The sequence below is a fragment of the Sphingomonas sp. PP-CE-1G-424 genome (genome assembly GCF_004341085.1).
Taxonomy (GTDB): Bacteria; Pseudomonadota; Alphaproteobacteria; order Sphingomonadales; family Sphingomonadaceae; genus Sphingomonas.
The window spans coordinates 321,579-347,964 of the sequence record NZ_SLXW01000001.1 but is presented as its reverse complement, the minus strand read 5'-3'; the positions used below and the strand labels follow the sequence as shown (position 1 = coordinate 347,964).

Sequence of the window (26,386 nt, the reverse complement as noted above, 5' to 3'; positions counted from 1 at the left end):
ATGAACTTCGAACACACAGACGACCGCCGCATGCTCGCCGACACGCTCGTCCGGGCGTTGCGCGACGGCTATCCGATCGAGACGCGCAACGCGGGCGCGTACAGCGAGGCGGGATACGATCCAGCGGTCTGGCAGCAGTTAAGCGAACTCGGCATCGTCTCCGCGCTGTTCGACGAGGCGGCGGGCGGCTTCGGGGGCAGCGGGTTCGACATCATGGTCGTGTTCGAGGCGCTCGGCCGCGCGCTGGTGGTCGAGCCGTTCCTCGGTGCGCTAATGGCGGGGCGTGCGCTGGCGAAGGCCGGCGGACATGACGAGACGCTTGCCGGGATCGTGTCCGGCGAGATGATCGCTGCGTTCGCGCACGAGGATGGCGCGACGCCGGTGACGGCTACGAAGAGCGGCGATGGCTGGACGTTGAACGGGACGAAGGCCGTCGTGTCGCAGGCCGGCGCCGCATCGGTGTTCGTCGTGACAGCCGAGCAGGACGGCGATCCGCTCGTGTTGCTCGTACCCGCGGATACGGCTGGGGTGTCGGTCCGCAGCTTCAACGTCGTCGAGGGTGGTGCGGCCGGGGACGTGACGTTCGAGAACGTGACGCTCGGCGCCGATGCGCGTGTCGGGGGCGAAGGGCAGGGGCAGGCGATCGTCGATGCGGCGGTCGGGGCGGGGTTGATCGCGCTGTCGGCCGAAGCGGTCGGTGCGATGGAGTTCGTCAAGGAGGCGACGCTCGGCTATCTCCGCGACCGAAAGCAGTTCGGCGTGCCGATCGGCAAGTTCCAGGCGCTCCAGCACCGCATGGCGACGGTGTTGCTTGAGATCGAACAGGCGCATTCCGCGGTGATCAACGCCGCGTCGGCGTTCGATGGCGACGATGCGAAGGCGCGCGAGCGGGCTTTGGCCGCGGCGAAATACACGATCGGGCGTACCGGCGCGCTCGTCGCGGAGGAGACGATCCAGCTCCACGGCGGCATCGGCATGACGTGGGAATACGCGGTGTCGCACTATGCCAAGCGCTTGGTGATGATCGACCACCAGCTCGGCGACGAAGACCATCACCTCCAACGCTACATCGCGCTGGGCTGAGCGCCCGTCATCATCCCGCGCTCCGTCACCCTGACGAAAGTCAGGGCCCAGGGTTACGGGCGTCGTCCTTTGTGGCTCTGGGTCCTGACTTTCGTTAGGATGACGGTGGGGGGATGACGCGCGTTATCGCCGGCGCTTCCCGATCATCGGTCGCAGCCGCACGCCGAGGCAGATCACCGTCGGCCACAGCAGCGTGTTGAGGATATCCAGCGAGGTATCCTCCCACCTCCACGACCCGAACGTCAGGCGGTCCATGATCTCGTTGAACGCCTCGCCGGCAACGACCACCCACCACGGAATGAACGTGCCGAACGACCGTCGCGTCACCAGTCGCGCGAGCATCAGCAACGCCATGCCGGCATGGATATGGAGGATCGTGTCGGGCAGTCCGGTGCCGTCGCCGATCCAGTCGATCATCTTGTGGTACAGGGTCGGGGTCACGCTGTTACTCCGGACGAGCGGAATGCCGCCGCCGCGCGCTATAGGTGCGTCACTCCGGCGCGGCAAACGAGCGGGAGGCGCCGCCCAGCATCAGCGGCTTCAACTCGCCGATGGTCGCGTCCAGCCAGCCGATGAACCGATCGATCCGCGCGATCCGCCGGACGTCGCGGTGGACGACGAGCCAGAACGAGCGCTGGATATCCACCGCTTCGGGCAGCACGCGCACCAGTCCTGGCATTTGGTCGCCGATGAAGCATGGGAGTATCCCGCAGCCCGCTCCTGCCGCGATCAGCTCGGCCTGCGCGACGATGCTCGAGCTGCGGATCGAGGCATCGAGCCGGCCGTCGATCTCCGCTAGATAGCGCAGCTCGGGCGCGTAGATCATGTCGGGCACGTACCCGATTAGGCGGTGCCGCATCAGGTCCGCGGTGGTCGCAATCGGCCCCGTCCGCGCGAGATGATCGGGATGCGCGTAGAGGCCGAGGTGATAGTCGGTCAGCTTCCGCGCTACCAGCGGGCCGCTCTTCGGACGCGCGAGCATCACCGCGATATCCGCCTCTCGCCGTGAGGGATTGAGGAAGCCGGTCGACGCGATCAGGTCGACGGCGATCCGCGGATGCTGGTTGGTGAACGACGCGAGCCGCGGCGCGAGGATACGACTGCCGAAGCCTTCCGAGACGCTCAGCCGGATCGGCCCCGCGAGCACGCCCGCGTCAGTGCCAACCACTTCCTGGATCCCGAGCGCGGACGCCTCCATCGTCTCGGCATGGTCGAGCAACGCCGCGCCGCGTTCGGTCAGCGCGTAGCCGGCCACGGTCTGCTCGAACAACGTCGTCTGGAGTCGCCGCTCGAGCCGTTGCAGCCGTCGCGAGACCGTCGTCGCGTCTTGCCCGAGCAGTTTCGCGGCTGGCCCGAGCCTGTGCGTGCGCGCCAGAGCGAGGAAATACCGGACGTCGTCCCAATCCATGAACGCCTCACCCCATGCTGCACATTTGCAGAGCGTATCTGCAAACAGCCCCACTTGGCTGCGAAACGCTTATGGCGGACGATGCGGGCAACTAGAAGAGGATGCCCATGCGGACGATCGAGAATTTCGTGAGCGGTGCGGCCAGCACGGCCGAGCGCTTCGGCGACGTGTTCGACCCGAATTCGGGCGAAGTTCAGGCGCGCGTGCGGCTGTCGGGTGCGACCGATCTGGACCGTGCGGTCGCCGCGGCGCAGAAGGCGCAGCCGGGGTGGGCCGCGACCAACCCGCAGCGGCGTGCTCGCGTGATGTTCGAGTTCAAGCGGCTCGTCGAGGCGAACATGGACGAACTCGCGCGCTTGCTCTCGTCCGAGCACGGCAAGGTGATCGCGGATTCGAAGGGCGATATCCAGCGCGGGCTCGAGGTGATCGAGTTCTGCTGCGGTATTCCGCACATCCTCAAGGGTGAATATACGCAGGGCGCTGGGCCGGGGATCGACGTCTATTCGATGCGTCAGCCGCTCGGCATTGGCGCGGGCATCACGCCGTTCAACTTCCCGGCGATGATCCCGCTGTGGATGTCGGGCGTCGCGATCGCCACCGGCAATGCATTCATCCTCAAGCCCAGCGAGCGCGATCCTTCGGTGCCGGTGCGGCTCGGCGAATTGTTCGTCGAGGCGGGGCTGCCCGAGGGCATCTTCCAGGTCGTCCACGGCGACAAGGAGATGGTCGACGCGATCCTCGATCACCCGGCGATCTCGGCGGTCAGCTTCGTCGGCTCGTCCGACATCGCGCATTACGTTTATCGGCGCGGCGTCGAGGCGGGCAAGCGCGTCCAGGCGATGGGCGGCGCGAAGAACCACGGCATCGTCATGCCCGACGCGGACCTCGATCAGGTCGTCGCCGACCTGTCGGGCGCGGCGTTCGGGAGCGCCGGCGAGCGTTGCATGGCGCTGCCGGTGGTGGTGCCGGTCGGCGAGAAGACCGCGATCGCGCTGCGCGAGAAGCTGATCCCGGCGATTGCTGCTTTGCGGGTCGGCGTATCGACCGACAACGATGCGCATTACGGCCCGGTCGTGAACGCGGCGCACCGCAGCCGGATCGAGAACTGGATCCAGACCGGCGTCGACGAGGGCGCGGAACTGGTGGTCGACGGCCGCGGGTTTGCTTTGCAGGGGCATGAGAAGGGCTTCTTCATCGGGCCGTCGCTGTTCGACCACGTGACCACCGAGATGTCGGCGTACAAGGAGGAGATCTTCGGGCCGGTGCTCCAGATCGTCCGCGCCGCCGATTTCGAGGAGGCGGTGCGCCTGCCGAGCGAGCATCAATACGGCAACGGCGTCGCGATCTTCACGCGCAACGGCCACGCGGCGCGCGAGTTCGCGGCGCGGGTGAACGTCGGGATGGTGGGCATCAACGTGCCGATCCCGGTGCCGGTCGCGTATCATACGTTCGGTGGGTGGAAGCGCTCGGCGTTCGGGGACACCAACCAGCACGGGATGGAGGGCGTGAAGTTCTGGACCAAGGTCAAGACGATCACGCAGCGCTGGCCGGACGGGTCTGCATTGCCGGCGATGGCTGAGGATGGTGGGCCTGCGCGTAATAACGACGCGTTCGTTATCCCGACGATGGGGTAGGAGGTTGCCGTCTCCACATCCCGTCATCCTGGACTTGATCCAGGATCCAGAGTTACGAGGCGCTACGCTCTTGGCTCTGGATCCTGACTTTCGTCAGGATGACGGGATTGGGGTGGGGAGCGGTTCGAAACCCCAGTCTTCGGCCAGATCGCGCCACGTAGGATTATCGGTCTCGATCAACTTAATCTTCCACGAGCGCTTCCAGACCTTGAGCTGCTTCTCGCGGGTGATCGCCGCGTCCATCGTGTCCGCCATCGCGAACCACACCAGCTGGTTCACGCCGTATCGTTTTGAGAAGCCATCGAATGTACCCTCGCGATGCTGAACGATCCGCGCCATCAGGTCGGACGTCACGCCGATGTAGAGCGTTCCGTTGCGCCAGCTTGCCATGATATAGACCGCCGGTTGCCTAGCCACATCATTCCCCCAAGTCGTCATCCTGACGATAGTCAGGATCCAGAGCCACAGGTTTCGGCGTTCCTGGCTCTGGATGCTGGGTCGAGCCCAGCATGACGGAAGAGAGATTTATGACCAACCAGTTCGACCTCACCGACGACCAGCGCGAAATCCAGGAGCTGGCACGCCGGTTCACCGCCGACCGGATCACGCCGCACGCGGCCGAGTGGGACGAGAAGCACATCTTCCCGCGCGAGACGATCAAGGCGGCGGCCGAGCTAGGCTTCGCGGCGATCTACGTCAGCGAGGAGAGCGGCGGGATTGCGCTCGGGCGGCTCGAGGCGGCGCTGATCATGGAGGCTATGTCGTACGGGTGCCCGTCGACCAGCGCGTTCATCAGCATTCACAACATGGCGGCGTGGATGATCGACCGCTTCGGATCGGCCGCGGTGAAGGACAAGTACCTCCCCGATCTGGTGACGATGGACCGGCTGGCGAGCTATTGCCTGACCGAGCCGGGGTCGGGTTCCGATGCGGCGGCGCTGAAGACCCGCGCGGTGCGGGACGGTGACGACTGGATCGTGACGGGCTCGAAGCAGTTCATCTCGGGCGCGGGCGAGAACGAGGTGTATGTCACCATGGTCCGTACCGGTGAGGATGGGCCGAAGGGCATTTCCTGCCTCGTGATCGAGAAGGACATGCCCGGCGTGTCGTTCGGCGCGAACGAGAAGAAGCTCGGCTGGCATTCGCAACCGACGCGGCAGGTGATCTTCGACGGCGTTCGCGTTCCGGGGGCGAACATGGTCGGCGGCGAGGGTGAGGGCTTTCGGATCGCGATGATGGGGCTCGATGGCGGGCGGCTGAATATCGGCGCGTGCTCGCTCGGGGGGGCGCAGCGGTGCCTCGACGAGGCGATTGCTTATACGAAGGACCGGAAACAGTTCGGGAAGGCTATCGCGGACTTCCAGAACACGCAGTTCATGCTGGCGGACATGGCGACCGAATTGGAGGCGGCGCGGGCGCTGCTGTATATCGCGGCGGCGAAGGTGACGGCCAATGCGCCCGACAAGACCAAGTTCGCGGCTATGGCGAAGCGGCTCGCGACCGACACCGGTTCGTCGGTGGTCGACCGCGCGTTGCAGCTGCATGGCGGCTACGGGTATCTGCAGGATTACCCGATCGAACGCTTCTGGCGTGACCTGCGCGTGCATTCGATCCTTGAGGGGACGAACCAGGTCATGCGGATGATCGTGGGTCGCGAGCTGACGCGGCAGTGAGTCCGCGCAGCTTTGCTCATTCCTTCTGCTCCGCGCCTCCGCGTCTCCGCGTGAAAGAATTCTTGGTTCACGCGGAGACGCGGAGGCGCGGAGATGGTGTTTTGGAGGTGACCGCGTGACCTATGATCTGATCGTCGAGAGTGAAGGGCCTGTCGGCCGGATTCGGTTGAACCGACCGAAGGCGTTGCACGCGTTGAATCTGGCGATGTGCGAAGGCGTGCTTGAGGCGCTGGAAGCTTGGCGTGGCGATGCGGCGGTCGAGGCGATCCTGGTCGACCATGCCGAAGGGCGTGGTTTTTGCGCGGGCGGGGATATCCGCATGCTTGCCGCTTCCGGCGCGACCGATGGCGTCGAGGCGCGGGCGTTCTTTCATGCTGAGTACCGCATGAACCATCGGCTGTTCACTTATGCCAAGCCGATCGTCGCGTTCATGGACGGGGTCACGATGGGCGGCGGCGTCGGGCTCGCGCTGCCGTGCCGATACCGGGTGGCAACCCAAAACACCAAGTTCGCGATGCCGGAGACGGGGATCGGGCTGTTCCCGGATGTCGGTGGCGGCTGGTATCTGTCGCGGTTGCCGGGACGGATCGGGCAGTATCTCGCGCTGACCGGGCACCGGCTCGATGGTGCGGAGTGTCTCGCGCTCGGGTTGGCGACGCATTTTCTCGCGAGCGATACGCTCGATACCGCCAAGGCGCGGATTGCGGAGACGCCGCAGGATATCGCTAGCGTGCTGGACGCATTGGCCACACCGGCACCCGATGCGAAGATCCTCGCGCGGAAGGACGACATCGACCGGCTGTTCGCGTCGGACGTGCTGGAGGACATCTACGCTGCGCTCGACGCCGATGGCGGGGAATGGGCCGCGCAGACGCTTGCGACGCTGAAGACCAAGTCGCCGCAGACGATGAAGGTTTCGCTCCGGTTGCTCCACGAGGGGGCGGCGATGGCGAGTTTCGCGGATGAGATGCGGCAGGAATATGCGGTCGGTGCGCATGTCGTGCAGCGGCATGATTTTATCGAGGGCGTGAGGGCGGTCATCGTCGACAAGGACAATGCGCCGCGCTGGGAGCCGGCGACGCCCGAGGGTGTGACCGATCATGTGATCGACCAGATTTTCGCGCCGTTGCCTGAAGCGGAAGCGTGGACGCCGGGCTGACTCGTCATCCTGACGAAAGTCAGGATCCAGAGTTACAGATGCCCACATGTGTGGCTCTGGATCCTGGATCGAGTCCAGGATGACGTAGTAATTGGAGAAACGACATGGCCGAATACGAAACGATCCTGGTCGAGCAGCGCGGTGGCGTCACGCTCGTCACGCTGAACCGGCCGCAGGCGCTGAACGCGCTTAATTCGCAGGTGCTCGCCGACTTGATCGCCGCATTCGCCGCGTTCGGTGCGGATGCGTCGCAGGGCTGCGCGGTGCTGACCGGTTCGGCCAAGGCATTCGCGGCGGGGGCGGACATCAAGGAGATGCAGTCGCAGGGCTTCGCCGAGATGTACGCGAGCAACTTCTTCGCGGGCTGGGAGAATTTCACGCGGACGCGGAAACCCGTGATCGCGGCGGTCGCGGGCTATGCGCTCGGCGGCGGGTGCGAGCTGGCGATGATGTGCGACTTCATCCTCGCCGCCGATACTGCCAAGTTCGGGCAGCCGGAGATCAAGCTCGCCGTGTCGCCGGGGATGGGCGGATCGCAGCGCCTCACGCGCGCGGTCGGCAAGGCCAAGGCGATGGAAATGTGCCTGACCGGGCGGATGATGGATGCGGCCGAAGCCGAGCGCGCGGGTCTCGTTTCGCGGATCGTGCCGGCGGACGATCTGGTCGAGGAGACGGTGAAGACGGCGACCACGATCGCCGCGATGGCGCCGCTGGCGGTGCTGGCGAACAAGGAAATGGTCAACGCCGCGTTCGAGACGGGGCTGGCGATGGGCGTGCAGTTCGAGCGGCGGCTGTTCCACGGGCTGTTCGGGACTGCGGACCAGAGCGAGGGGATGGCAGCGTTCGTTGAGAAGCGCGCCGGGACCTGGACGGGGAAATGATCAGCTCCCCCTCCCGCGCGCGGGAGGGGGCCGGGGGGTGGGCTCCCGGTCGGCGACGTGGTGCAACATAACAGGCCGGGCGCCCACCCCCGGCCCCTCCCGCATACGGGAGGGGAGACAGGAGCAGGCAATGGCACGGATCGGTTTCATCGGGCTCGGTAACATGGGCGGCGGGATGGCGGCGAACCTCGCCAAGAAGGGCCACGACGTTCGCGCGTTCGATCTGAGCGCCGACGCGCTGGACAAGGCGAAGGCCGCCGGATGCCTGCCGGTTGGGTCGGCTGCCGAAGCCGCCGACGGTGCCGAGGCGATCGTGACCATGCTCCCCGCCGGCAAGCATGTCGCCGAGGTCTATGACGCGCTGTTCGGTGTCGCGTCGCCCTCCGCGATCCTGATCGATTGCTCGACGATCGACGTGGCCACCGCCAAGGAAGTTGCCGCGGCTGCGCAGGCCAAGGGCCTCGTCGCGGTCGATGCGCCCGTCTCGGGTGGGATCGGCGCGGCGAACGCGGGCACGCTCACCTTCATGGTCGGTGGCTCGGCGGAGGCGTTCGACCGGGCGCAGGCGATCCTCGCCGACATGGGCAAGGCGGTCATCCATGCCGGCGCGAACGGTGCGGGGCAGGCGGCGAAGATCTGCAACAACATGATCCTCGGCGCGACGATGATCGCGACCTGCGAGGCGTTCGTGCTGGCGGAGAAGCTCGGGCTCGATGCGCAGGCGTTCTACGACATTGCCAGCGTGTCGTCGGGGCAAAGCTGGTCGATGACCACGTACGCACCTCTGCCTGGGATCGGGCCCGATACGCCCGCCGATCACGACTATCAGGGCGGGTTCGCGGCAGCGCTGATGCTGAAGGACCTCCGCCTTGCGATGGCGGCGGCGAAGGACACCGGTGCCGATACGCCGATGGGCGCGAAGGCGGCCGAGCGTTACGAGGCGTTTGCCGAGGCCGGGCAGGGTGGGCTCGACTTCTCGGCGATCATCCGCACTCTTTGAGATAAGCGGGGGCGAGACTGAGCTTCATAGGAAGCGGATCAGCATCAGCAGCAGGCCGAGGATCGACACCGTCCAGCACAGGCTGCGGACATATTTGATGCCGAACAGGTAGAGCGGGATGTACACGATCCGCGCACCGAACCAGAGCCACGCGCCGATCGCACCCATCCCGCCGGTGCGATCGGTCACTGCCAGCCCGAGCGCGAGTGCGATGAAGACCGGGTAGGTTTCCTGGAAATTCTTCAATGCACGTTCGGCGCGGCCGGCCATCTCGCCGAGCGGTTTCTGGTCGCCGTCGCGGGGCCCCGCGTTCCAGTCGAGCCCGCGGTCGCGCGTAGCGGTCTGCCCCTGGATCATGACGTACGTGAACAGCAGGACCGTCGACCAGCCCAACAGCAGCATTTCGGTAGGCAGCGTCATGTCGATCTCCGCTAGGCAGCGGGTCTCGAACGCCGCTATGCGCGCGAGGTTGCGCTCTGTCGAAGAGGAATGGCAAGCTGCTGCGCATCGCGCGCGCGGTGGAACGCGCGGTCTGCATCGTCGATCGCACCGAGCAGGCTGCCGAAGCACGGCATCTCGTCGATCGGATAGACGCGCGACAGGTCATGGCCAAGCGCGAAGACGTCGCGCTGCGTGAGCAACCCGATCGCGACGATGCGGTCTTGATCAGGCATATGTCACGCTCCTATGGTTTAACACACGTTAACACATTTGCGCGATTGTGTATCCTTATTGTCGGACAAAGAGGCCAGCCGAGCCTTAGCCGAGGCCAAGTCGTTCGCGGGCCTGCCAACGGGCGATCATTAGTACCGATACCACCGCCAATCCGGTCGCCAGCCCGGTCCAGATGCCGACTCCGCCCCAGCCGCGCCCGAACGCGAGCCATGCGCCGACGCCGATGCCGATCCCCCAATAGCCGATCGCGGCGAACAGCATCGGCACCTTGGTATCGCCCAGCCCGCGCAACATGCCTGCGCCGATCACCTGCGCGCCGTCGACCACCTGGAACACCGCGGCGACCGCAAGCAGCGAGATCGCCAGCGTGACGACCGGCGCATTGGCGGGCGCGTCGACGTCGAGGATGATGCCGATCAGCATTTGTGGCGCGAGGATCAGCAACGCGGCGGTCAGCACCATGAAGCTCTCGCCGATCGCGAACGCCGCCCAGCCTGCACGGCCGATCCCCGCACGGTCGCCGCGTCCGGAGGCGAGACCGACGCGGACGGTGGCGGCTTGGGCGATGCCGAGCGGGACCATGAACGTGACGCTGGCGATCTGGATCGCGATCGCGTGCGCGGCGAGCGGCACGGTGCCGAGCAGTCCCATCAGGAACACCGCCGCGATGAACACGGTCGATTCGAACCCGAGCGTGATCGCGATAGGCAGGCCGAGTTTCCAAACTGCGCGGTAGCGCGGCCAGTCGGCGCGCCAGAACCGGCCGAGCAGGCGGTAGCGGCGGAACGGCTTGGCGTAGACGATGACCGCTGCCATCGCGACGAAGCTCAGGCCGTTGGCGATGCTGCTCGCCATCCCCGAGCCGAGCAGGCCGAGCGCGGGGAGACCGGCGTGGCCGAAGATCAGCAGCCAGTTGAGCCCGGCGTTGACGACCAGTAGTCCGACCATCACCACCAGCGACCAGGCGGGTTTCTCGAGCGCGGCAACGAACGCGCGGAGCACGAGGAAGCATAGGCTCGGGAGCATCCCCCACATCACTGCGCGCACGAAGCGCGCCGCCTCGTGCGCGAGCAGCGGGTCCTGGTCGAGGAGGTGGACGAGGATCGGCTCGGCATTCCACAACACGATCCACGAGGGGATGCAGAGCGTCGCGGCGACCCAGATCGTTTGGCGCACGGTCCGCCGGATATCGCGCACCGCATGCGGCCGCGCGCCGCGCTCGCGCGCGATCATCGGGACGGCGGCGGTGGTGAGGCCCATCCCGAAGATCAGGAAGACTAGGTACAGGTTGAGGCCGAGCGTCGCCGCCGCCAGCGTGTCCGACCCGAGCCGCCCTAGCATCGCCACGTCTGTCGCGCCGACCAGCGCCTGCGCGAGATTGGTCGCTACCAGTGGCCAGGCGAGTTTTAGCGTGGCGGCGAACTCGGTGCGCCAGGGGCGGGGCGGGGTGGACGTCATGCGCTGGCTTTAGCCGGGTTGGGCGGCTTGTCGATGACCCGTCTATCCTCGCTTGTTAGGCAAGGCGCGTTAGGTGACGGAGGGTGAAAACGCGCAACTATGGTTGTCCATGCCGCCCCCTCCGTCAGGCGAAGTGCCTGCCACCTCCCCCTGGCGGGGGAGGATCAGGGCGCGATGCGGTGTGAACGGGCCCTGGTCGCGCGACCCTTCCCACCACTCCGTCATCCTGACGAAAGTCAGGATCCAGGGTAACGGATGGTGTCCTATCTGGCTCTGGATCCTGACTTTCGTCAGGATGACGGGTGGGAGTTGGCGGGAGTGCACCCAACCGCTAGCCGATGCCTATCCTACCGCATCAACCCGGCTGCCCGGAGAGCGTTCTCGATCGTGGCCTGGATACCCGCGGGCGCCTCAGCGCGTGGCTTCGCCGCAGGTTTCGGTGAGACGGGGATAGCGATCTTGGCGACGCGTGCGACTGGTGCTGGCTTGACCGCAGTATCCGCCTTCGCCGCTGCTAGCAGGCCCCAGGACTTCGCGATCACCGCCGTGCTCGAAAGCCCGACGTCGAGCATGAACGGCCCCGCGGCGCCCAGGCGCTCGCCGTGCAACGGATCGATCGGCGTTCCGTGGCCCATGCCCGGCACGGTCCAGTCCTCGACGACGTCACGTCCTTCCGCATCCGACCAGATCCGGTGGACGGCGGTGCCTACCCGCTCCGTGCGCACGGCCTTCGCATCGATACCGTGGATGCCGCGCCATTGCCGCGCGATCGTATCCGCGTTCGCCACGCTCACCGTCGCGTCCGCGCCGCCATGCCAGATCGCGAGCGTCGGCCAGCGTCCGTCGTGGCCACGCGCGCCGCTGCGGACCGCGTCGACCAGCGCGGCGTCGCTGGTGTCGCCATGCCCGCGCATCCGGTCGAGTGCCTGCGACACGCCGGTGGCGGTGCCGTAGGCGAGGCCGCCGATCACCGCGCCACCCGCGAACAGGTCGGGGCGCGTGGCGAGCATCGCCATCGTCATCGCGCCGCCTGCCGATAGCCCGGTGACGTATATGCGGCTGCGGTCGAGGTTGTGGCGCGCGATTATCGTCTCGGTCATCTGCGCGATCGACTCGGCCTCGCCGCCCGCCTGCGCGGTGTCTTCCGACGCGAACCAGTTGAAGCAGAGGTTCGGGTTGTTCGCACGCGTCTGCTCGGGGAAGACCAGCGCGAAGCCCGCGCGATCGGCGAGCTTCGACCAGCCTGATCCGTGGTCATACCCCGCCGCGGTCTGCGTACAGCCGTGGAGGACGACGACCAGTGGCGCGTTCGCTGGCAGGTTGGCGGGAACGTAGCTGAAGCCCAACAGCGCACCAGGATTGGTCCCGAACTCGGTCAGCGGCGTCAGGCGACTGGGCGCGGTGTCGCGCGGGGTCGGCGCTCCGGCGCGCGCCATGCGGGCGAGGGTATCGGCGATGTTTCTCACGTGACTCGAGCCTTTCGTCGCCAGCGTACTCGGCCGCGATCTTATCTCAACGTCGCATGTACATCATTTGTTGCTGCAATGCAGCAATAGCGTTAGGAGTCTTGCCCGATCGTGTCGCATGCTTCGGCGATCGCCGCGTAGACTCGGTCGAGATCGTGGTCGTCGATGCAATAGGGCGGCATGACGTAGACGGTGTTGCCGAGCGGGCGGAGCAGCAGGTCGCGCTCGCCGAAGAAGGCGAGCAATCGCGGGCCGATCTGCGAGAGATAGCCGTCCTCGCCGCGGAGCTCGACCGCGGTGATGGTGCCGATCTGGCGCGCGTTGGCGATCCGCGGATGCTGGGCGAGTGCCTCCAGCCGCGAGCCTTGGCGTGTCGCGAGGTCGGCGATCCGCTCGCGCACCGGCTCGTCGCGCCAGATCGCGAGGTTCGCGTTGGCGGCGGCGCAGGCGATCGGGTTGGCGGTGTAGCTCGAGGAGTGGAAGAACATGCGCGCGCGATCGGCGTGATAATGCGCCTGGTAGATCGCCTCGGTCGCCATCGTCACCGCGAGCGGCACCGCGCCGCCCGTCAGCCCCTTCGACAGGCACAGGATGTCGGGCACCACGCCCGCCTGTTCGCAGGCAAGCAAGGTGCCGGTGCGGCCCCAGCCGGTCATCACCTCGTCGGCGATGAACAGGACGTCGTGCGCTGCGCAGACCCGCCGCATCTCGGCGAGGATGTGCGCGGGATAGATGTGCATCCCGCCCGCGCCGAGCAGCAACGGCTCGACGATGAACGCGGCGGGGTGCTCGGCACAGGCTTTCTCCAGCGCGTCGAGCGTCGCTTGCTCAAGCCCGGCGGCGGGGAAGGGGATCGTGCCGACGTCGAACAGCAGCGGCGCGTAGGCGCGGTTGTAGACGCCGCGCGCGCCGACCGACATCGCGCCGATCGTGTCGCCGTGGTAGCCGTGTTCGAGGACGAGGATGCGGTGGCGATCCTCGCCGCGATCGAGCCAATAGCCGAGCGCCATCTTCAGCGCGCACTCGACGCTGGTCGACCCTGAGTCGGAGAAGAACACGCGGGTCAATTCGGGCGGCATGATCGCTGTCAGCCCCCGCGCGAGGTCTTCGGCGGGTTGATGCGTCCAGCCGGCGAAAATGATCTGGTCGAGCTTCCCCGCCTGTTCCGCTATCGCTGCCATGATCTTCGGGTTGGCGTGGCCATGCGTGGTGACCCACCAGGACGAGATCGCATCGACGATCCGCCGTCCGTCCGATGTATAGAGCGCGGCGCCCTCGGCATGCGTGACGAGCGGTATCGGCTCGCGCAGGCCGTGCTGCGTGAAGGGGTGCCAGACGGGGGAGTCGCTCACCGGAACGCCTCCACGTCGAAGTTTGCGGCGAACGTCTCTACCAAATTGGCGGCGTTGAGCGGATCGAGGCGAGGCAGGCGGCCGAGCCGGCGGACTTTGCCGAGCGTGGCGATCGTCGCCTCGCTATCCTCGACCGCGTCGCCGACGAAGGCGATGCCGAGGATCGGGACAGAGCGGCTGCGCAGTGCCTCGATCGAGAGCAGGCTGTGGTTGATCGTGCCGAGCCCAGTGCGCGCGACGAGCACGACCGGCTTGTTCCACCGCGCGAACAGGTCTGCGAAGATCAGGTCGCGTGTCACGGGGACCATCACGCCGCCCGCGCCCTCGACCACCAGTGGGCCATCGACCTCTGGCAGCGCGAGGCGGCCGGGATCGATCGTCACGCGGTCGATCTCGGCGGCGAGATGCGGCGAGCATGGCGTCGTCAGCCGGTATGCTTCCGGCAGGACCCGGTCCGCGGGGACGCCGAGCGTTACGACCGAGGCTGCGTCGCTGCCGTCCGCCAGCCCGGCTTGCACGGGCTTCCAGTAGCGCGCGCCGAGTGCCGCGGTGAGCCCGGCGGCGAACACGGTCTTGCCGATATCGGTGTCCGTTCCGGTAACGACGATCGTCATCGCAATGCCTCTTCCATGACCTTGGCCAAAGCCTTGATATCCGCCACCGTCGCGTTGAGCGTCAACGAAATCCGCAGCCGCGATCCGCCCTCGGGCACGGTTGGCGGCCGTATCCCGCGCACGTCGAAACCCGCAGCCTGGATCGCGTCGGCGACCTGCATCGTCCGTGCGGCGTCCCCCAGCACCAGCGGGAGGATCTGCGATCCCGTCGCCGTGACGCCGTAGGGTGCGAGCACGCGCTCCGCCGTGGCGACCGACGCCCAGAGCCTTTCCCGCCGTGCCGGTTCGTCGGCGATGATGCGCAGAGCTTCGCCGACCGCCAGTGCCATCAGCGGCGACGGTGCGGTCGAGAAGATGAACCCGCGCCCGCGATTGACGATGAACTCGCGCATGACTGCGGGCCCGCACAACAGCGCGCCCTCGCACCCCAGCGCCTTGCCGCAAGTCCGCAAGGTAATGACGTTCTCGCGCCCGTCGAGCGCTTCGGCCAATCCGCGGCCGTCGGTGCCGAACACGCCTGTTGCGTGCGCCTCGTCGATCAGCAGGACGGCGTCGTGGCGGTCTGCAATTTCGGATAAAGCCGCGAGCGGAGCCTGGTCGCCGTCCATGCTGTAAAGGCTCTCGACCGCGATCCACACGCGGCCTGTGCCGCCCGACGCGCGCCACGCGGTGATCGCGTCCTCGAACGCATCGGCGTCATTATGCGCGGCGGCGACGAAGGTCGCTCGCGTGAGACGCATGCCTTCGTGCGCGCTGGCGTGGATCAGCGCGTCGTGGACGATCAGATCGCCGCGTTGCGGCAGCGTCGCGAACAGGATCGTGTTGGCGACATAGCCGCTCGCGAAGAACAGCGCGGCCTCGGTCCCGAAGAACCGCGCGGCGTCCGCCTCCAGCGCTTCATGCTCGGGCGCATTGCCGCGCAACAGCCGTGATCCACCCGAGCCGACGGGTACGCCGCGCGACAGAGCCTCGATCATCGATGCGCGCAGCCGGTCCGATCCGGCGAGCCCGAGATAGTCGTTCGAGGCGAAATCGATGCCGCGGCGGGGGGCAAGCGTTCGGCGACGATCCGCTGCGGCGAGGTTTGCAAGGTCTCTGACGTGGTCCGCGAACATCATCGTGTCGCCCTAGTCGCAACGTCGGCCGAAGACGATCCCGCGATGCGCACGTCGGCGCAAATCACGCTCGCGCAATCGCCTGACGTAGTTTATCCGATAAATAAAACTGGGAGAGACTGATTGCCACATCCTACTCGCCGTGCGGTGCTCGGCCAGAGCGCCGCTGTGCTCACCGTTGCCGCCACGCCAGCATTCGCGGGTGCGGCGGCGCAAGCGCCTGTACCGCGCTCGCCACGATCGACGGAGCGGCTCGACGTCTGGCGGTTTCATCTCGGCCATGCGGCGGATCTCGACCGCGATTTCGGCTTCGGACGCAACCAGCGGACCTTCGCCAAGGCGGGCGCGGCGACCGCGGATGCCGCGCTGCCGGCGTTCGACGATGGCGCGTGGCAACCGGTGCGCGTGCCGCACGACTGGGCGGTGGCGCTCCCGTTTGCGCCGCCTGCAACGCCGGCGTCGAAGGATACCGAGGACGCCGTCGCCGCGCATGGGTTCAAGGCGATCGGCCGCAACTTTCCTGCCAACAGCATCGGCTGGTATCGCTGTCCGATCGCGGTCACCGCAGGGGATCGCGGGCGGCGGCTGTGGCTCGAATTCGACGGCGTGTTCCGCGACTGCCTCGTCTTCGTGAACGGCCATATCGTCGGGCGCAACGAGAGCGGCTATGCGCCGTTCCGCGTCGAGATCGACGATTTCCTCGATTATGACGGGGGCCACAACGTCGTGACCGTCCGTGTCGACGCAACGCTGGGCGAGGGCTGGTTCTACGAAGGCGCGGGGATCTATCGCCACGTCGACCTGGTCCGCGCCGATCCGGTGCATGTGCCGCAATGGGGGACCGTGGTCCGTGCCGAGGTGGGGTCGGACGGCGCGCAGGTGTCGACCGCGACCGAAATCCTCAACAGCGGCGATGTGGCGGTCGAGGGCGTAGTGCGCCAGCGGATCGTCGGTCCGGATCGCCGCCCGGTCGCGGACTTGCCCGAAACCCGCTTTACGCTGCCGGCAGGCGAACGGCGCGTGCTCGACCAGCAGGCGCATGTCGCGACGCCGGTGCTGTGGTCGGTCGAGACGCCCAAGCTCTACACCGTCGAAGCCGAGATCGTCATCGGCGGTCGGGTAGTCGATCGCTACCACACGCGCTTCGGTATCCGGACGATCCATTTCGACGGCGCGCGCGGCTTCCTGCTCAACGGCAAGCCGGTCAAACTGCTCGGCAGCTGCAATCATCAGGATCATGCGGGGGTCGGCACCGGCATTCCCGATGCGCTGCATGCGTGGCGCGTCGCGCAACTGAAGGACATGGGCTCGAACGCGTGGCGCAGCGCGCACAACCCGCCGGCGTCCGCGCTGCTCGACGTGTGCGACGCGGCGGGCATGATGATGATCGTCGAGGCGCGGCTCAACAGCAGCGACGACGAGGCGATGGCGCAGCTCGACCGGATCGTCCGCCGCGATCGCAACCGGCCGAGCGTGATCGCCTGGTCGCTCGGCAACGAGGAGCCGCAACAGGGCTCGGCGAAGGGCGCGCGGGTTACGTCCGAGATGCAGGCGGCGGTGCGGAAGCTCGACCCAACACGACCGACGACGTTCGCGTTCGACAATAGCTGGGACAGTGGTGCGGCGAAGGTGGTCGACGTGATCGGCTTCAATTACCGCACCGACAAGATCGAGGCGTTCCACCAGCGCGTTCCCGACGTGCCGACGATGGGCACCGAGACCGGTAGCACCGTCAGCACGAGGGGGGCGTATTTCAACGACGCCACCGCGCATGTGGTGCGCGCGTACGACACCGAACATCCGTGGTGGGCGTCGACCGCAGAGGGCTGGTGGTCGATCGCGGCGACGCGGCCGTATATCGCGGGCGGGTTCATCTGGACCGGATTCGATTATCGCGGCGAGCCGACCCCGTTCGCGCAGTTTCCGAGCATATCGAGCTATTTCGGCGTGCTCGATACCTGCGGCTTCCCGAAGGACAATTTCCATTACTACCGCGCGTGGTGGCGACCGGATCTGCCGCAGGTCCATCTGTTGCCGCATTGGAGCTGGCCCGGCCGCGAGGGCCAGCCGATCGAAGTGTGGGCGCACGGCAATTGCGACGCGGTCGAGCTGTTGCTCAACGGGCGGTCGCTCGGGCGGAAACCGATGCCGCGCAACGGGCATCTCGCGTGGAGCGTCCCCTATGCGCCGGGCAGACTCGAGGCACGTGGCTTTAACAAGGGGCGGCGCGTGGCGGCGTCGGTGCGGGAGACTGCGGCGGCGGCGACAGCGGTGCGGCTGACCGCGGATCGGCGCGTGGCGAAGGCGGACGGCAACGATGTCGTCATGCTCAAGGCGGAGGTCGTCGATGCGCGCGGTCGGCCGGTGCCCGATGCGGATACGCTGTTGCGGTTCGAGACGAGCGGCGGCGCGGCGGTGATCGGGGTCGGCAATGGCGATCCGACCAGCCTGGAGCCCGACGTCGCGACACAGCGCCGCGCGTTCCATGGACTCGTCCAGGCGATCGTCCGGGTCGGCGAGCAGCCGGGGCCGTTTGCGGTGCGGGTAAGCGGCGAGGGGATCAAGCCCGCGTCGCTGCGGATCATGGCGATGCCCAAAGGAGACCGCTGATGCGTCGTATCGCCCTCGGCCTCGCGCTGTTTGCCTCGACTGCGACCGCGCAGCCGCTCGCGCCCAAGCCGGCGCACGGACTCTACCTCGGTGCAGACCTGTCCTACGTCAACGAGATGGAGGATTGTGGCGCGGTCTATCGCGCGAACGGCAAGCCGGTCGATCCGTTCGCGCTGATGAAGGCGAAGGGCGGCAACATCGTCCGCGTCCGGATCTGGAACGACGCGAAATGGACGAAATACAGCGATCTCGCCGATGTGACGAAGACGATCCGGCGCACGAAGGCGGCGGGGATGCAGGTACTGCTCGACTTCCATTATTCGGACGATTGGGCGGACGGCGAGAAGCAGATCGCGCCCGCCGCTTGGGCGAAGCTCGACACCACGGCGCAGGCGAAGGCGCTCTATGCCTACACGCGCGATGTGCTGGGCACGCTCGACGCTCAGGGGCTGATGCCGGAGATGGTGCAGGTCGGCAACGAGACGAATCCCGAACTGATGGGGGGCGTGAAGGATCGCACGATCGACTGGACGCGCAATGCGACGTTGCTCAACGCCGGGATCAAGGCGGTGCGAGATACGGGGAAGGTTGCGACGATCAACCCGCGGATCATGCTCCACATCGCGCAGCCCGAGCATGTCGCGGCGTGGTTCGACGCGGCGGCGAAGGCGGGCGTGCGCGATTTCGACGTGATCGGGATCAGCTATTACCGCAAATGGTCGACGCGGACGCCCGCCCAACTGGGCGCGACGATCGCGACGGCGAAGGCGCGGTACAAGGCGGACGTGATCGTCGTCGAGACCGCCTATCCGTTCAGTCCGGTCGGCGAGGACGCGTCACCCGATTTGCTCGGCGCGGATTCGCTGCTGCCGGGCTATCCCGCGACGCCGGTCGGGCAGCGGGACTATCTCGTCGACCTGACGCAGACGGTGGTCGATGCGGGTGGGATCGGCGTGGTGTACTGGGAGCCGGGCTGGGTCTCGACCGGGTGCAAGACGCGCTGGGGGACGGGGTCCAACTGGGAGAACGCGGCGTGGTTCGGGCTGAAGCGGCACGAGGCGCTGCCCGCGTTCGATTTTCTTGGGCGGCGGTATGTGAAGCGGGGGAAGTAGGGCCTTACCTAGCGCCATCTTTGCAATCCTCCCCCGCCAGGGGGAGGTGGCTGGCTCTTGCCAGACGGAGGGGGAGGAAGGGAAACCTCTGCTCCGTGTCCTCCCCCTCCGTCACCTTCGGTGCCACCTCCCCCTGGCGGGGGAGGATCATTCAGCCCTTCAGTGCCGCGATAAACCCGGCCGCCCGTTCGCCGACGTCCGCCGCGGTCATTCCCGGCGCGTACAGGGCGGAGCCCAGGCCGAACCCGGCTGCGCCCGCCTGAGTCCAGGCCGCCATGCCTTCCGGCACGATCCCGCCGACCGGCAGCACGCGCGTATCCTTGGGGAGGACGGCGCGCATCGCCTTCAGGACGGTCGGGCTGGCCGCTTCGGCGGGGAACAGCTTGAGCGCCGCGGCGCCTGCGTCTAGCGCGGCGAACGCCTCGGTCGGCGTGGCGATGCCGGGCAGCGCGACATAGCCGCGCTCGGCCGCCGCGGCGATCACGCGCAGGTTCGCGTTGGGAGCGATGATCAGCGTGCCGCCCGCCGCGCCGACGGCTTCGACGTCTTCGACGCGCAGCACGGTGCCGGCACCGACGACCGCGCGGCCCTCGAGCTTACGCGCCAGCCGGGCGATGCTGTCGAGCGGATCGGGCGAGTTCATCGGCACTTCGAGGATAGTGAACCCGGCCGCGACCAGCGCTTCGCCGATCGCCTCGACCTCGTCGGGCTTCACCCCGCGCAGGATCGCGATCAGCGGACATTTGGCGAAGGCGGCGTCGAAGGCTTTGCGGTGGTCGGTCATGCGGCAAGGTCCTGGATGCGAGTGATGCCGGCTACGAATGCGGCCTGGCTATCGATATGGTGTGCGGTGCTGCCGAGCGCATCGATCGCACTGGCATACAGCGCGCCGAGCGCGGGATCGGCGAGGATATGGACGGTCGCGCCGGGCTCGATCCGCGCGGCGGTATCCGCGCCGATCAGCAGTCCGCTCGCGAACGAGGCGGCGTCCGCGTCGTCGGCGATCCCGAGCACGCCGCGCGCGCGGATCGCGAACAGGCTGGCGGCGAGATCGCGTTTCGCACCTTCCGTGACGCCGTCGAGGAACGCCGCCCCCGGCTCGACCGGGTGGCCCAGCTGGCGCGAGAGGACACCGTGCGCGCGGAGTAGCGCGAACAGTTCGCCGGTCATCGCGGTGGTGAACCGGACGATCGCGCCGGCTTGCACGGTCGCCCATTTGCAGTGTGTCCCCGGCTGGCACAGCAGTGCGTCGGGTGGGACCAGTCCGGCGGCGACCGCGCCGAGCAATTGAACCTCCTCGCCGCGCATGACGTCGGCATGCAGGCCGTCACGGTACGACAGGCCCGGCACGATCGCGGTGCGTGCGTCGATCCGGTCGAGCGCGGCGGCGATCTGCGGCAGGCCCGCGGGCGCTGCGACATAGGGTACGCTGCGCCAGCCGATGTTCGATCCGACCATCCCGGCGAGCAGCATCGGCAGGTCGCCGAGCCGGTCGCGGATCCCTGCGACCTCCGCGTCATACTCGTCGGCAGCGACGTTCGCTGCGCCGCGATCGTCGCGTTCGGTCGCGACCACGCTGCCGTTCTCGATCCGGAATGCACGCCGATTGGTCGTGCCCCAGTCGACGGCGATAAATGGGCTCATGGTCACGCTCTCGATTCTATCCCGATCTCGCGATCGCATCTGACGAGATATTTATACGATAATAGGAGCAAGTCCAGTAAGGAGCCTGGAAACGTGACAGCAGGGGCATGTTGCGTCAGAACTCGGGCGATGGCTACCGACATGACAGACAACGAGACATTTCCGCCCGGCGCCGTCGCGGGTCGCAACCTCACCCACGGCATGCTCGATACGCTGGGGCGGGCGATCGTGACCGGGCGCTACGAGACGCGGCCGTTCCCGACCGAGGCGGAGATCGCCAAGACGCACGGGGTCAGCCGCTCGGTGACGCGCGAGGCGGTCAAGATGCTGACCGCCAAGGGCCTGGTCAGCGCTCGGCCGCGTCAGGGCACGGTGGTGCAGCCGGCCAGTGCCTGGAACCTGTTCGATACCGACGTGCTGCGCTGGACGCTCGAGCGCAAGTTCTCGGTCGAGTTGTTGCGGCACTTCAACCAGTTGCGTGTGGCGATCGAACCCGAAGCGGCGGCGCTGGCGGCCCGGTTCGGCGACACGGCGGACCTGCAGGCGATCCGCGAGGGACTGGCGCAGATGGAGGCCGGCGAAGCGGGGCTGACCGATCCGCTCGAGGCCGATATCGCGTTCCATGTCGCGATCCTGCGCGCGTCGAAGAACCCGTTCTACGCGCAGTTCCAGTCGGTGGTGTCGACCGCGCTGCGCACCTCGATCCGCTTCACCAACCGGATCAAGGGCCGGTCGGCGAACATCCCGGACCATGCCGCGGTGGCGGACGCGATCATCGCGCGCGATGCGGGTGCGGCAAGGGTGGCGATGACGCGGATCATCGGCGACGTGCTGGTGCTGATCGGCGAGGACTGAGACGTATCGAGGTTCGGTTTGGATCCCTGTTGTCCGTCGTGCGTGACTGGTCATCTACCGCACCGCAGATCCTGAAAGTCCTGGGTTGTGGGCGGCAGATTCCGAACCAGTCGGCGTTGGATAGCATGTTTCCCCGCGAAGGCGGGGACCCAGACTGGGCTCCCGCCTTCGCGGGAGAACAGGGAAAAGCTGGCTGTCGTTTTGAATTGGCGCGCCCAACGCGCTGCATGTCGGTCCGTCCTGGCGAAAACCTTGGTGAAAGCGTTTCGCCAGGCGTGACGTTTCGCAAGACGGAGCGATGCGGGTTACCGTTGATCGCCTGCCCCCTGCACCCTAAAGAAAAGTAAGACAAATCTCAGAGGATTCCTGCATGGCTGTTGACCTGTCGTCCCCAAAGCCGATCCGCCTCGCCATCGTCGGGATCGGCAAGATCGCGCGTGACCAGCATCTGCCGGCGATCGCGCAGGATCCCCGGTTCGAACTGGTCGCGGCGGTCAGTCGCAATGCGGTGGTCGACGGCGTCGCGAACTACCGCGATATTGCCGAACTGGTGGCGGCGGGGCACGACCTCGACGCGGTGTCGCTGTGCACGCCGCCGGTCGGCCGCGCCGAGATCGCGATGGTGGCGATCGATGCCGGGCTCGACGTGATGATGGAAAAGCCGCCTGCCGCGACGCTGTCGGAGGTCGCCCGGATCGAGGCGCATGCGGTCGCCGCGGGCCGGACGCTGTTCGCGACCTGGCACTCGCGCGAGGCGGCGGGCGTCGCGCCGGCGCGCCAATGGCTCGAAGGACGGCGGGTCGAGCGGGTCACGATCGACTGGCGCGAGGATATCCGTCGCTGGCATCCCGGCCAGGACTGGATCCTGGAGGCCGGCGGGTTCGGCGTGTTCGATCCGGGGATCAACGCGCTGTCGATCGCGACCGAGATCCTGCCCGGCGGCTGGACGGTCGACGATGCCGAGATGCACGTGCCCGAGGGGCGGATGTCGCCGCTCGCCGCCGACCTGCGCCTGTCGTGCGACGGGCTGGCGGGGGCGCGCGTGCCGGTAACAGCAGCGTTCGATTTCCTCCACGAAGGACCGCAGCAATGGGACATCGTCGTCGATACCGATGGCGGTCGACTGACGTTGAGGATGGGCGGATCGGTGCTGGAGGTCGATGGGCAGGTTAGCGAAGCGCCCGATGCCGAATATGCGCGGTTGTACGGCAAGTTTGCCGAGCTGGTACGGACCAGGGCGAGCGCGGTCGACGTCACGCCGTTGCGGCTCGTCGCGGATGCGTTCCTGGTGGGGCGGCGCACGATCGTTCCCGCCTTCGCCTGGTAATCCCGCGCGAAGGATCGATTTTGCGCGCGCAAGTAACGCAGGATACAAATACCTTGATCGACGATAAGCGGTCAGGAACGCGCCGATAGGCATCACGTTCTGTCCTTATGCGAGCCCGGCAAGGGCCGAAGATAAGGATGCGTATCGGTGCTTCAGGTCAGTCCGCAGGTCGAGCAGGAATACGGCATCGCGATGGAGGCGATCGCGGTGGCGCCACTGGCAACCGCGATCGCCGAGCGACTGGCGGACGCTAACCTCGTCTACATCGCGTCCGACGATCGGCGCGCGACCGAGATCGCCGCGATCGTCGCTGCGCTTTCGCCTGCCGCGCTGGTGGTCCATCTGCCGTCGAGCGATGCGCTGCCCGGCGACGACGCTCCCGCATCGCCGGCCAATGTCGGTCTGCGCGTGGCGGCGTTGCGGCGGTTGCGCGCGGGCGTCGAAGCGGGGCGCGCATCGATCCTGCTGGTGACGACCGCGGAGGCCACCGCGGTGCGCTATCCGGCGCCGGCGATGTTCGACGTCGTCCCGCCAAGGCTCGCGCCCGGCGATACGATCGACCTCGATGCGTTAGCCGCGACCACCACGGAGATCGGCTATGTCATCGACGACCGCGTCGACGAACCCGGCGAGATCGCGGTGCGCGGCGGTGTCGTCGACATCTTCCCGGTCGATCGCGACCTGCCCGTCCGCGTGGAGTTCTCCGATGGCAGGATCACGTCGCTGCGCCGCTACGATCCGGTCTCGCAGTTGAGCCAGGGCGACCTGGACGCGATCGAGATCGGTCGCGCGACCGAGCCGGCTGTCGAACAGGGCGAAACGATCCTTGCGCATCTGCCCGGCGCGGTGGTTGCGCTCGATCCCGATGCCGGGCGTCGTCGCGAGCGCTTTCTCGCGGTCGCCGCCGATGGTCTGCCGCGGCGCAAGGCGGCTGCCGAACTGGTCCTCGACAAGGCCTGGGCCGCGGCGATGGCCGAGCGCGAGACGACCTCGTTTCAGATCGCCGACGATCTGCCGCCGCGCTTTATCGAGCGCCGCGATCCGACCCGCGCCTTTGCGCGCTTTGCCAAGGATGTGCTCGCCGACGGACGGCTGGTGATCGCCGGGTCGTCACGCGATCTGCGGTTCCTGCGGCCTCGGCTGGAGCGCGCCGCGAAGACCGCGTTCGATCCGGTCGACGATTGGGCCGGTGTTCTCGCCGCGACGCCGGGACAGGCGCTGCTGCTCGACGCACCGATCGATCGCGGATTCGTCGTCGGCGGGATTACCGTCGTCGCAGCCGCCGATCTGCTCGGGGGGCGGGCCGGCAGCCATGAGATGTCCGACGGTCGTGTTGCGCAATCGATCCTGTCGAGCGAGCTGCGGTGTGGCGACGTCGTCGTCCACGAGACGTTCGGGATCGGGATCGTCCGCGGATTGCAGGCGCTGCCTGATACGGGCGGCGACGCGATCGTCCTCGAATATGCCAAGGGTGGGCGGCGGCTCGTACCGGTCGCGGAGGCCGACCGAATCTGGCGCTACGGTGCCGACGAGGACGCGGTGACGCTCGATACGCTCGACGGCGCGTCGTGGCAGAAGCGCCGCGGTGCGATCGACGCGACGATCGCCGAGAGCGCGCGCGATCTCGCCAAGCTGGCCGCCGAGCGCGATGCGCGGACGACCGATCCGATCGAGCCGGACCGGGCGGCGTATGAGCGCTTCGCGGCGGGGTTTGCGTTTACCGAGACGCCCGACCAGGCGCGCGCGATCGCGACGACGCTGTCCGATCTCGCGAGTGGCAAGCCGATGGACCGGCTGGTGATCGGCGATGTCGGCTACGGCAAGACCGAAGTCGCGCTGCGTGCGGCCGCCGCCGTCGCGCTCGCCGGGCGGCAGGTCGCTATCGCCGCGCCAACGACGGTGCTCGTTCGCCAGCATATCGAGACGTTCACCAAGCGGTTCGAGGGCACCGGGATCGTCGTCGCCGGCCTGTCGCGGCTGTCGAGCAGCGCGGACAAGGCGCGCGTCCGTGCAGGCCTTGCCGACGGATCGATCGGCGTCGTGATCGGGACCGGCGCGATCGCCGGGAAGGGCGTGACCTACCGCGATCTCGCGCTGGTGGTGATCGACGAGGAGCAGCGGTTCGGGACCGCGGACAAGGCCAAGCTTCACGATTTGGGCGCGGGGCATGTCCTGACGCTGAGCGCGACGCCGATCCCGCGCACGCTGCAATCGGCGATGGTCGGTCTGCAGGGCCTGTCGATCATCGCGACCCCGCCGGCACGCCGCCAGCCGATCCGCACCGCGGTCTCCAGCTTCGACGACAGCGTCGTCCGTGCGGCGTTGCGGCGGGAACGCGCGCGGGGCGGCCAGAGCTTCGTCGTGGTGCCCCGGATCGAGGATATGGCGCCGCTCGCGGCCAGGCTCGTCAAGCTGGTGCCCGAACTCGGGGTGGTGCAGGCGCATGGCAAGATGCCCGCGCCCGAGATCGACGAGGCGATGGTCGCGTTTGCCGCGGGCGACGGCGACGTGCTGCTCGCCACCAACATCATCGAGGCGGGGCTCGACGTGCCGCGCGCGAACACGATGATCGTCCATCACGCCGATCGCTTCGGCCTGTCGCAGCTCCACCAGTTGCGCGGGCGGGTCGGTCGCGGCGGGCGGCGTGGCCAAGTGATGCTGCTGACCGATGGCGATGCGACGATCGCGCCGGCGACGTTGAAGCGGCTGAACACGCTCCAGGCGTTCGACCGGTTGGGGGCGGGGTTCGCGATCAGCGCGCGCGATCTCGATCTGCGCGGCGCGGGCGATCTGGTCGGCGAGGCGCAGGCCGGGCACATGAAGCTGATCGGCATCGACTTGTACCAGCATCTGTTCGCGCGAGCGTTGCAGCAGGCGCGGATCGATCACGATGGCGGGGAGCCGATCGACGACTGGGTGCCGGAACTGCATCTCGAACTGGGCGGCAGCCTGCCCGAGGCCTGGATCCCCGAGGAGGAGGTCCGGCTGGCACTGTACGGGCGGCTCGCGCGGATCGCCGATGTGGCGACGCTCGATCGGTTCGAGGCGGAACTCGACGACCGCTTCGGTGCGATGCCCGATCCGGCGCAGCGCCTGCTGCACGTCGCACGGATTCGGATGCTCGCGCGGCAGGCTGGTATCCAGCGGATCGATGCGGGGCCGGCGGCGATCGCGTTCACCCCGCATGATCGACGCGCGGCGAAACCGTTGGAGGAACTGGTCGAGAAGACCGGGCGGTGGATCGCGCGCGAGACGATCGCCGATCCGGTCGAGCGCGGCGCAAAGATCGCCGATCTGCTGGGCGCGATGACCGACTGACG

23 protein-coding genes are annotated in these 26,386 nt (G+C 67.5%); 11 read left to right on the top strand and 12 right to left on the bottom strand.

The window, feature by feature from the left end; all coding sequences use genetic code 11:
- Positions 1-1,083, top strand: a complete 1,083-nt coding sequence (locus C8J43_RS01665; RefSeq protein ID WP_133029477.1) for an acyl-CoA dehydrogenase — start codon at positions 1-3, stop codon at positions 1,081-1,083.
- A 123-nt stretch (positions 1,084-1,206) separates the two neighbouring features.
- Here the strand turns inward: C8J43_RS01665 and C8J43_RS01660 are convergent, their stop codons facing one another.
- Positions 1,207-1,524, bottom strand: a complete 318-nt coding sequence (locus C8J43_RS01660; RefSeq protein ID WP_056055194.1) for a hypothetical protein — start codon at positions 1,522-1,524, stop codon at positions 1,207-1,209.
- A gap of 49 nt (positions 1,525-1,573) precedes the next feature.
- A complete protein-coding gene (locus tag C8J43_RS01655; protein ID WP_133029993.1) occupies positions 1,574-2,491 on the bottom strand; it encodes a LysR family transcriptional regulator in 918 nt (305 codons plus the stop codon).
- Positions 2,492-2,598: 107 nt separating this feature from the next.
- On the opposite strand from C8J43_RS01655, the gene C8J43_RS01650 reads away from it, so the two are divergent.
- Positions 2,599-4,125: a CoA-acylating methylmalonate-semialdehyde dehydrogenase gene (locus C8J43_RS01650; RefSeq protein WP_056065288.1), complete on the top strand. Its 1,527-nt coding sequence runs from the start codon at positions 2,599-2,601 to the stop codon at positions 4,123-4,125.
- Positions 4,126-4,218: 93 nt separating this feature from the next.
- Here C8J43_RS01650 and C8J43_RS01645 read toward each other — a convergent pair whose 3' ends face one another.
- Positions 4,219-4,542 (bottom strand): GIY-YIG nuclease family protein, encoded by a 324-nt coding sequence (locus tag C8J43_RS01645; protein ID WP_243645363.1) that lies wholly within the window; start codon positions 4,540-4,542, stop codon positions 4,219-4,221.
- Between the two features lie 110 nt (positions 4,543-4,652).
- On the opposite strand from C8J43_RS01645, the gene C8J43_RS01640 reads away from it, so the two are divergent.
- From C8J43_RS01640 to mmsB, 4 genes are all read left to right on the top strand, one after another.
- Positions 4,653-5,798, top strand: coding sequence for an acyl-CoA dehydrogenase family protein (locus tag C8J43_RS01640; protein WP_133029475.1), 1,146 nt, complete (start codon positions 4,653-4,655; stop codon positions 5,796-5,798).
- Between the two features lie 115 nt (positions 5,799-5,913).
- Positions 5,914-6,957: an enoyl-CoA hydratase/isomerase family protein gene (locus C8J43_RS01635; RefSeq protein WP_133029474.1), complete on the top strand. Its 1,044-nt coding sequence runs from the start codon at positions 5,914-5,916 to the stop codon at positions 6,955-6,957.
- A 104-nt stretch (positions 6,958-7,061) separates the two neighbouring features.
- Complete coding sequence (locus C8J43_RS01630) at positions 7,062-7,838, top strand: enoyl-CoA hydratase (protein WP_133029473.1); 777 nt, start codon at positions 7,062-7,064, stop codon at positions 7,836-7,838.
- A 130-nt stretch (positions 7,839-7,968) separates the two neighbouring features.
- Positions 7,969-8,838 (top strand): 3-hydroxyisobutyrate dehydrogenase, encoded by an 870-nt coding sequence (gene mmsB / locus C8J43_RS01625; RefSeq protein WP_133029472.1) that lies wholly within the window; start codon positions 7,969-7,971, stop codon positions 8,836-8,838.
- Between the two features lie 24 nt (positions 8,839-8,862).
- Here mmsB and C8J43_RS01620 read toward each other — a convergent pair whose 3' ends face one another.
- From C8J43_RS01620 to C8J43_RS01590, 7 genes are all read right to left on the bottom strand, one after another.
- Entirely contained in the window at positions 8,863-9,258 is a 396-nt protein-coding gene (locus tag C8J43_RS01620) for an MAPEG family protein (RefSeq protein ID WP_133029471.1), read from the bottom strand.
- A 35-nt stretch (positions 9,259-9,293) separates the two neighbouring features.
- The gene (locus C8J43_RS01615) at positions 9,294-9,512 is read right to left on the bottom strand and encodes a hypothetical protein (protein WP_056055220.1); all 219 of its coding nucleotides are present in this window, start codon (positions 9,510-9,512) and stop codon (positions 9,294-9,296) included.
- Between the two features lie 85 nt (positions 9,513-9,597).
- On the bottom strand, positions 9,598-10,971 hold the full coding sequence (locus tag C8J43_RS01610) for an MATE family efflux transporter (RefSeq protein WP_133029470.1): 1,374 nt from the start codon (positions 10,969-10,971) through the stop codon (positions 9,598-9,600).
- Positions 10,972-11,318: 347 nt separating this feature from the next.
- Entirely contained in the window at positions 11,319-12,407 is a 1,089-nt protein-coding gene (locus C8J43_RS01605) for a PHB depolymerase family esterase (protein WP_133029469.1), read from the bottom strand.
- A 122-nt stretch (positions 12,408-12,529) separates the two neighbouring features.
- Positions 12,530-13,789, bottom strand: a complete 1,260-nt coding sequence (locus tag C8J43_RS01600) for an adenosylmethionine--8-amino-7-oxononanoate transaminase (RefSeq protein WP_133029468.1) — start codon at positions 13,787-13,789, stop codon at positions 12,530-12,532.
- The gene (bioD, locus tag C8J43_RS01595) at positions 13,786-14,403 is read right to left on the bottom strand and encodes a dethiobiotin synthase (RefSeq protein ID WP_207893307.1); all 618 of its coding nucleotides are present in this window, start codon (positions 14,401-14,403) and stop codon (positions 13,786-13,788) included. The genes C8J43_RS01600 and bioD overlap by 4 nt, the downstream gene beginning before the upstream one ends.
- Positions 14,400-15,521: an 8-amino-7-oxononanoate synthase gene (locus C8J43_RS01590; RefSeq protein WP_133029467.1), complete on the bottom strand. Its 1,122-nt coding sequence runs from the start codon at positions 15,519-15,521 to the stop codon at positions 14,400-14,402. Before C8J43_RS01590 ends, bioD begins: the two co-directional genes overlap by 4 nt.
- A gap of 120 nt (positions 15,522-15,641) precedes the next feature.
- Here C8J43_RS01590 and galA point away from each other — a divergent pair, with 120 nt between their 5' ends.
- Complete coding sequence (gene galA / locus C8J43_RS01585) at positions 15,642-18,128, top strand: beta-galactosidase GalA (protein ID WP_243645362.1); 2,487 nt, start codon at positions 15,642-15,644, stop codon at positions 18,126-18,128.
- Positions 18,128-19,240 (top strand): glycosyl hydrolase 53 family protein, encoded by a 1,113-nt coding sequence (locus C8J43_RS01580; protein ID WP_133029466.1) that lies wholly within the window; start codon positions 18,128-18,130, stop codon positions 19,238-19,240. The genes galA and C8J43_RS01580 overlap by 1 nt, the downstream gene beginning before the upstream one ends.
- A 151-nt stretch (positions 19,241-19,391) precedes the next feature.
- Here C8J43_RS01580 and C8J43_RS01575 read toward each other — a convergent pair whose 3' ends face one another.
- On the bottom strand, positions 19,392-20,024 hold the full coding sequence (locus C8J43_RS01575; RefSeq protein WP_133029465.1) for a 2-dehydro-3-deoxy-6-phosphogalactonate aldolase: 633 nt from the start codon (positions 20,022-20,024) through the stop codon (positions 19,392-19,394).
- Positions 20,021-20,884, bottom strand: a complete 864-nt coding sequence (locus C8J43_RS01570; protein WP_133029464.1) for a 2-dehydro-3-deoxygalactonokinase — start codon at positions 20,882-20,884, stop codon at positions 20,021-20,023. Before C8J43_RS01570 ends, C8J43_RS01575 begins: the two co-directional genes overlap by 4 nt.
- Positions 20,885-21,025: 141 nt before the next feature.
- Here C8J43_RS01570 and C8J43_RS01565 point away from each other — a divergent pair, with 141 nt between their 5' ends.
- The 3 genes from C8J43_RS01565 (at position 21,026) to C8J43_RS01555 (ending at position 26,384) form a co-directional block, all read left to right on the top strand.
- Positions 21,026-21,739: a FadR/GntR family transcriptional regulator gene (locus C8J43_RS01565; RefSeq protein WP_133029463.1), complete on the top strand. Its 714-nt coding sequence runs from the start codon at positions 21,026-21,028 to the stop codon at positions 21,737-21,739.
- A 370-nt stretch (positions 21,740-22,109) separates the two neighbouring features.
- Positions 22,110-23,066: a Gfo/Idh/MocA family oxidoreductase gene (locus tag C8J43_RS01560; protein ID WP_133029462.1), complete on the top strand. Its 957-nt coding sequence runs from the start codon at positions 22,110-22,112 to the stop codon at positions 23,064-23,066.
- Between the two features lie 147 nt (positions 23,067-23,213).
- Positions 23,214-26,384, top strand: coding sequence for a TRCF domain-containing protein (locus C8J43_RS01555; RefSeq protein ID WP_347812493.1), 3,171 nt, complete (start codon positions 23,214-23,216; stop codon positions 26,382-26,384).
- The last annotated feature ends 2 nt before the right edge of the window (positions 26,385-26,386 follow it).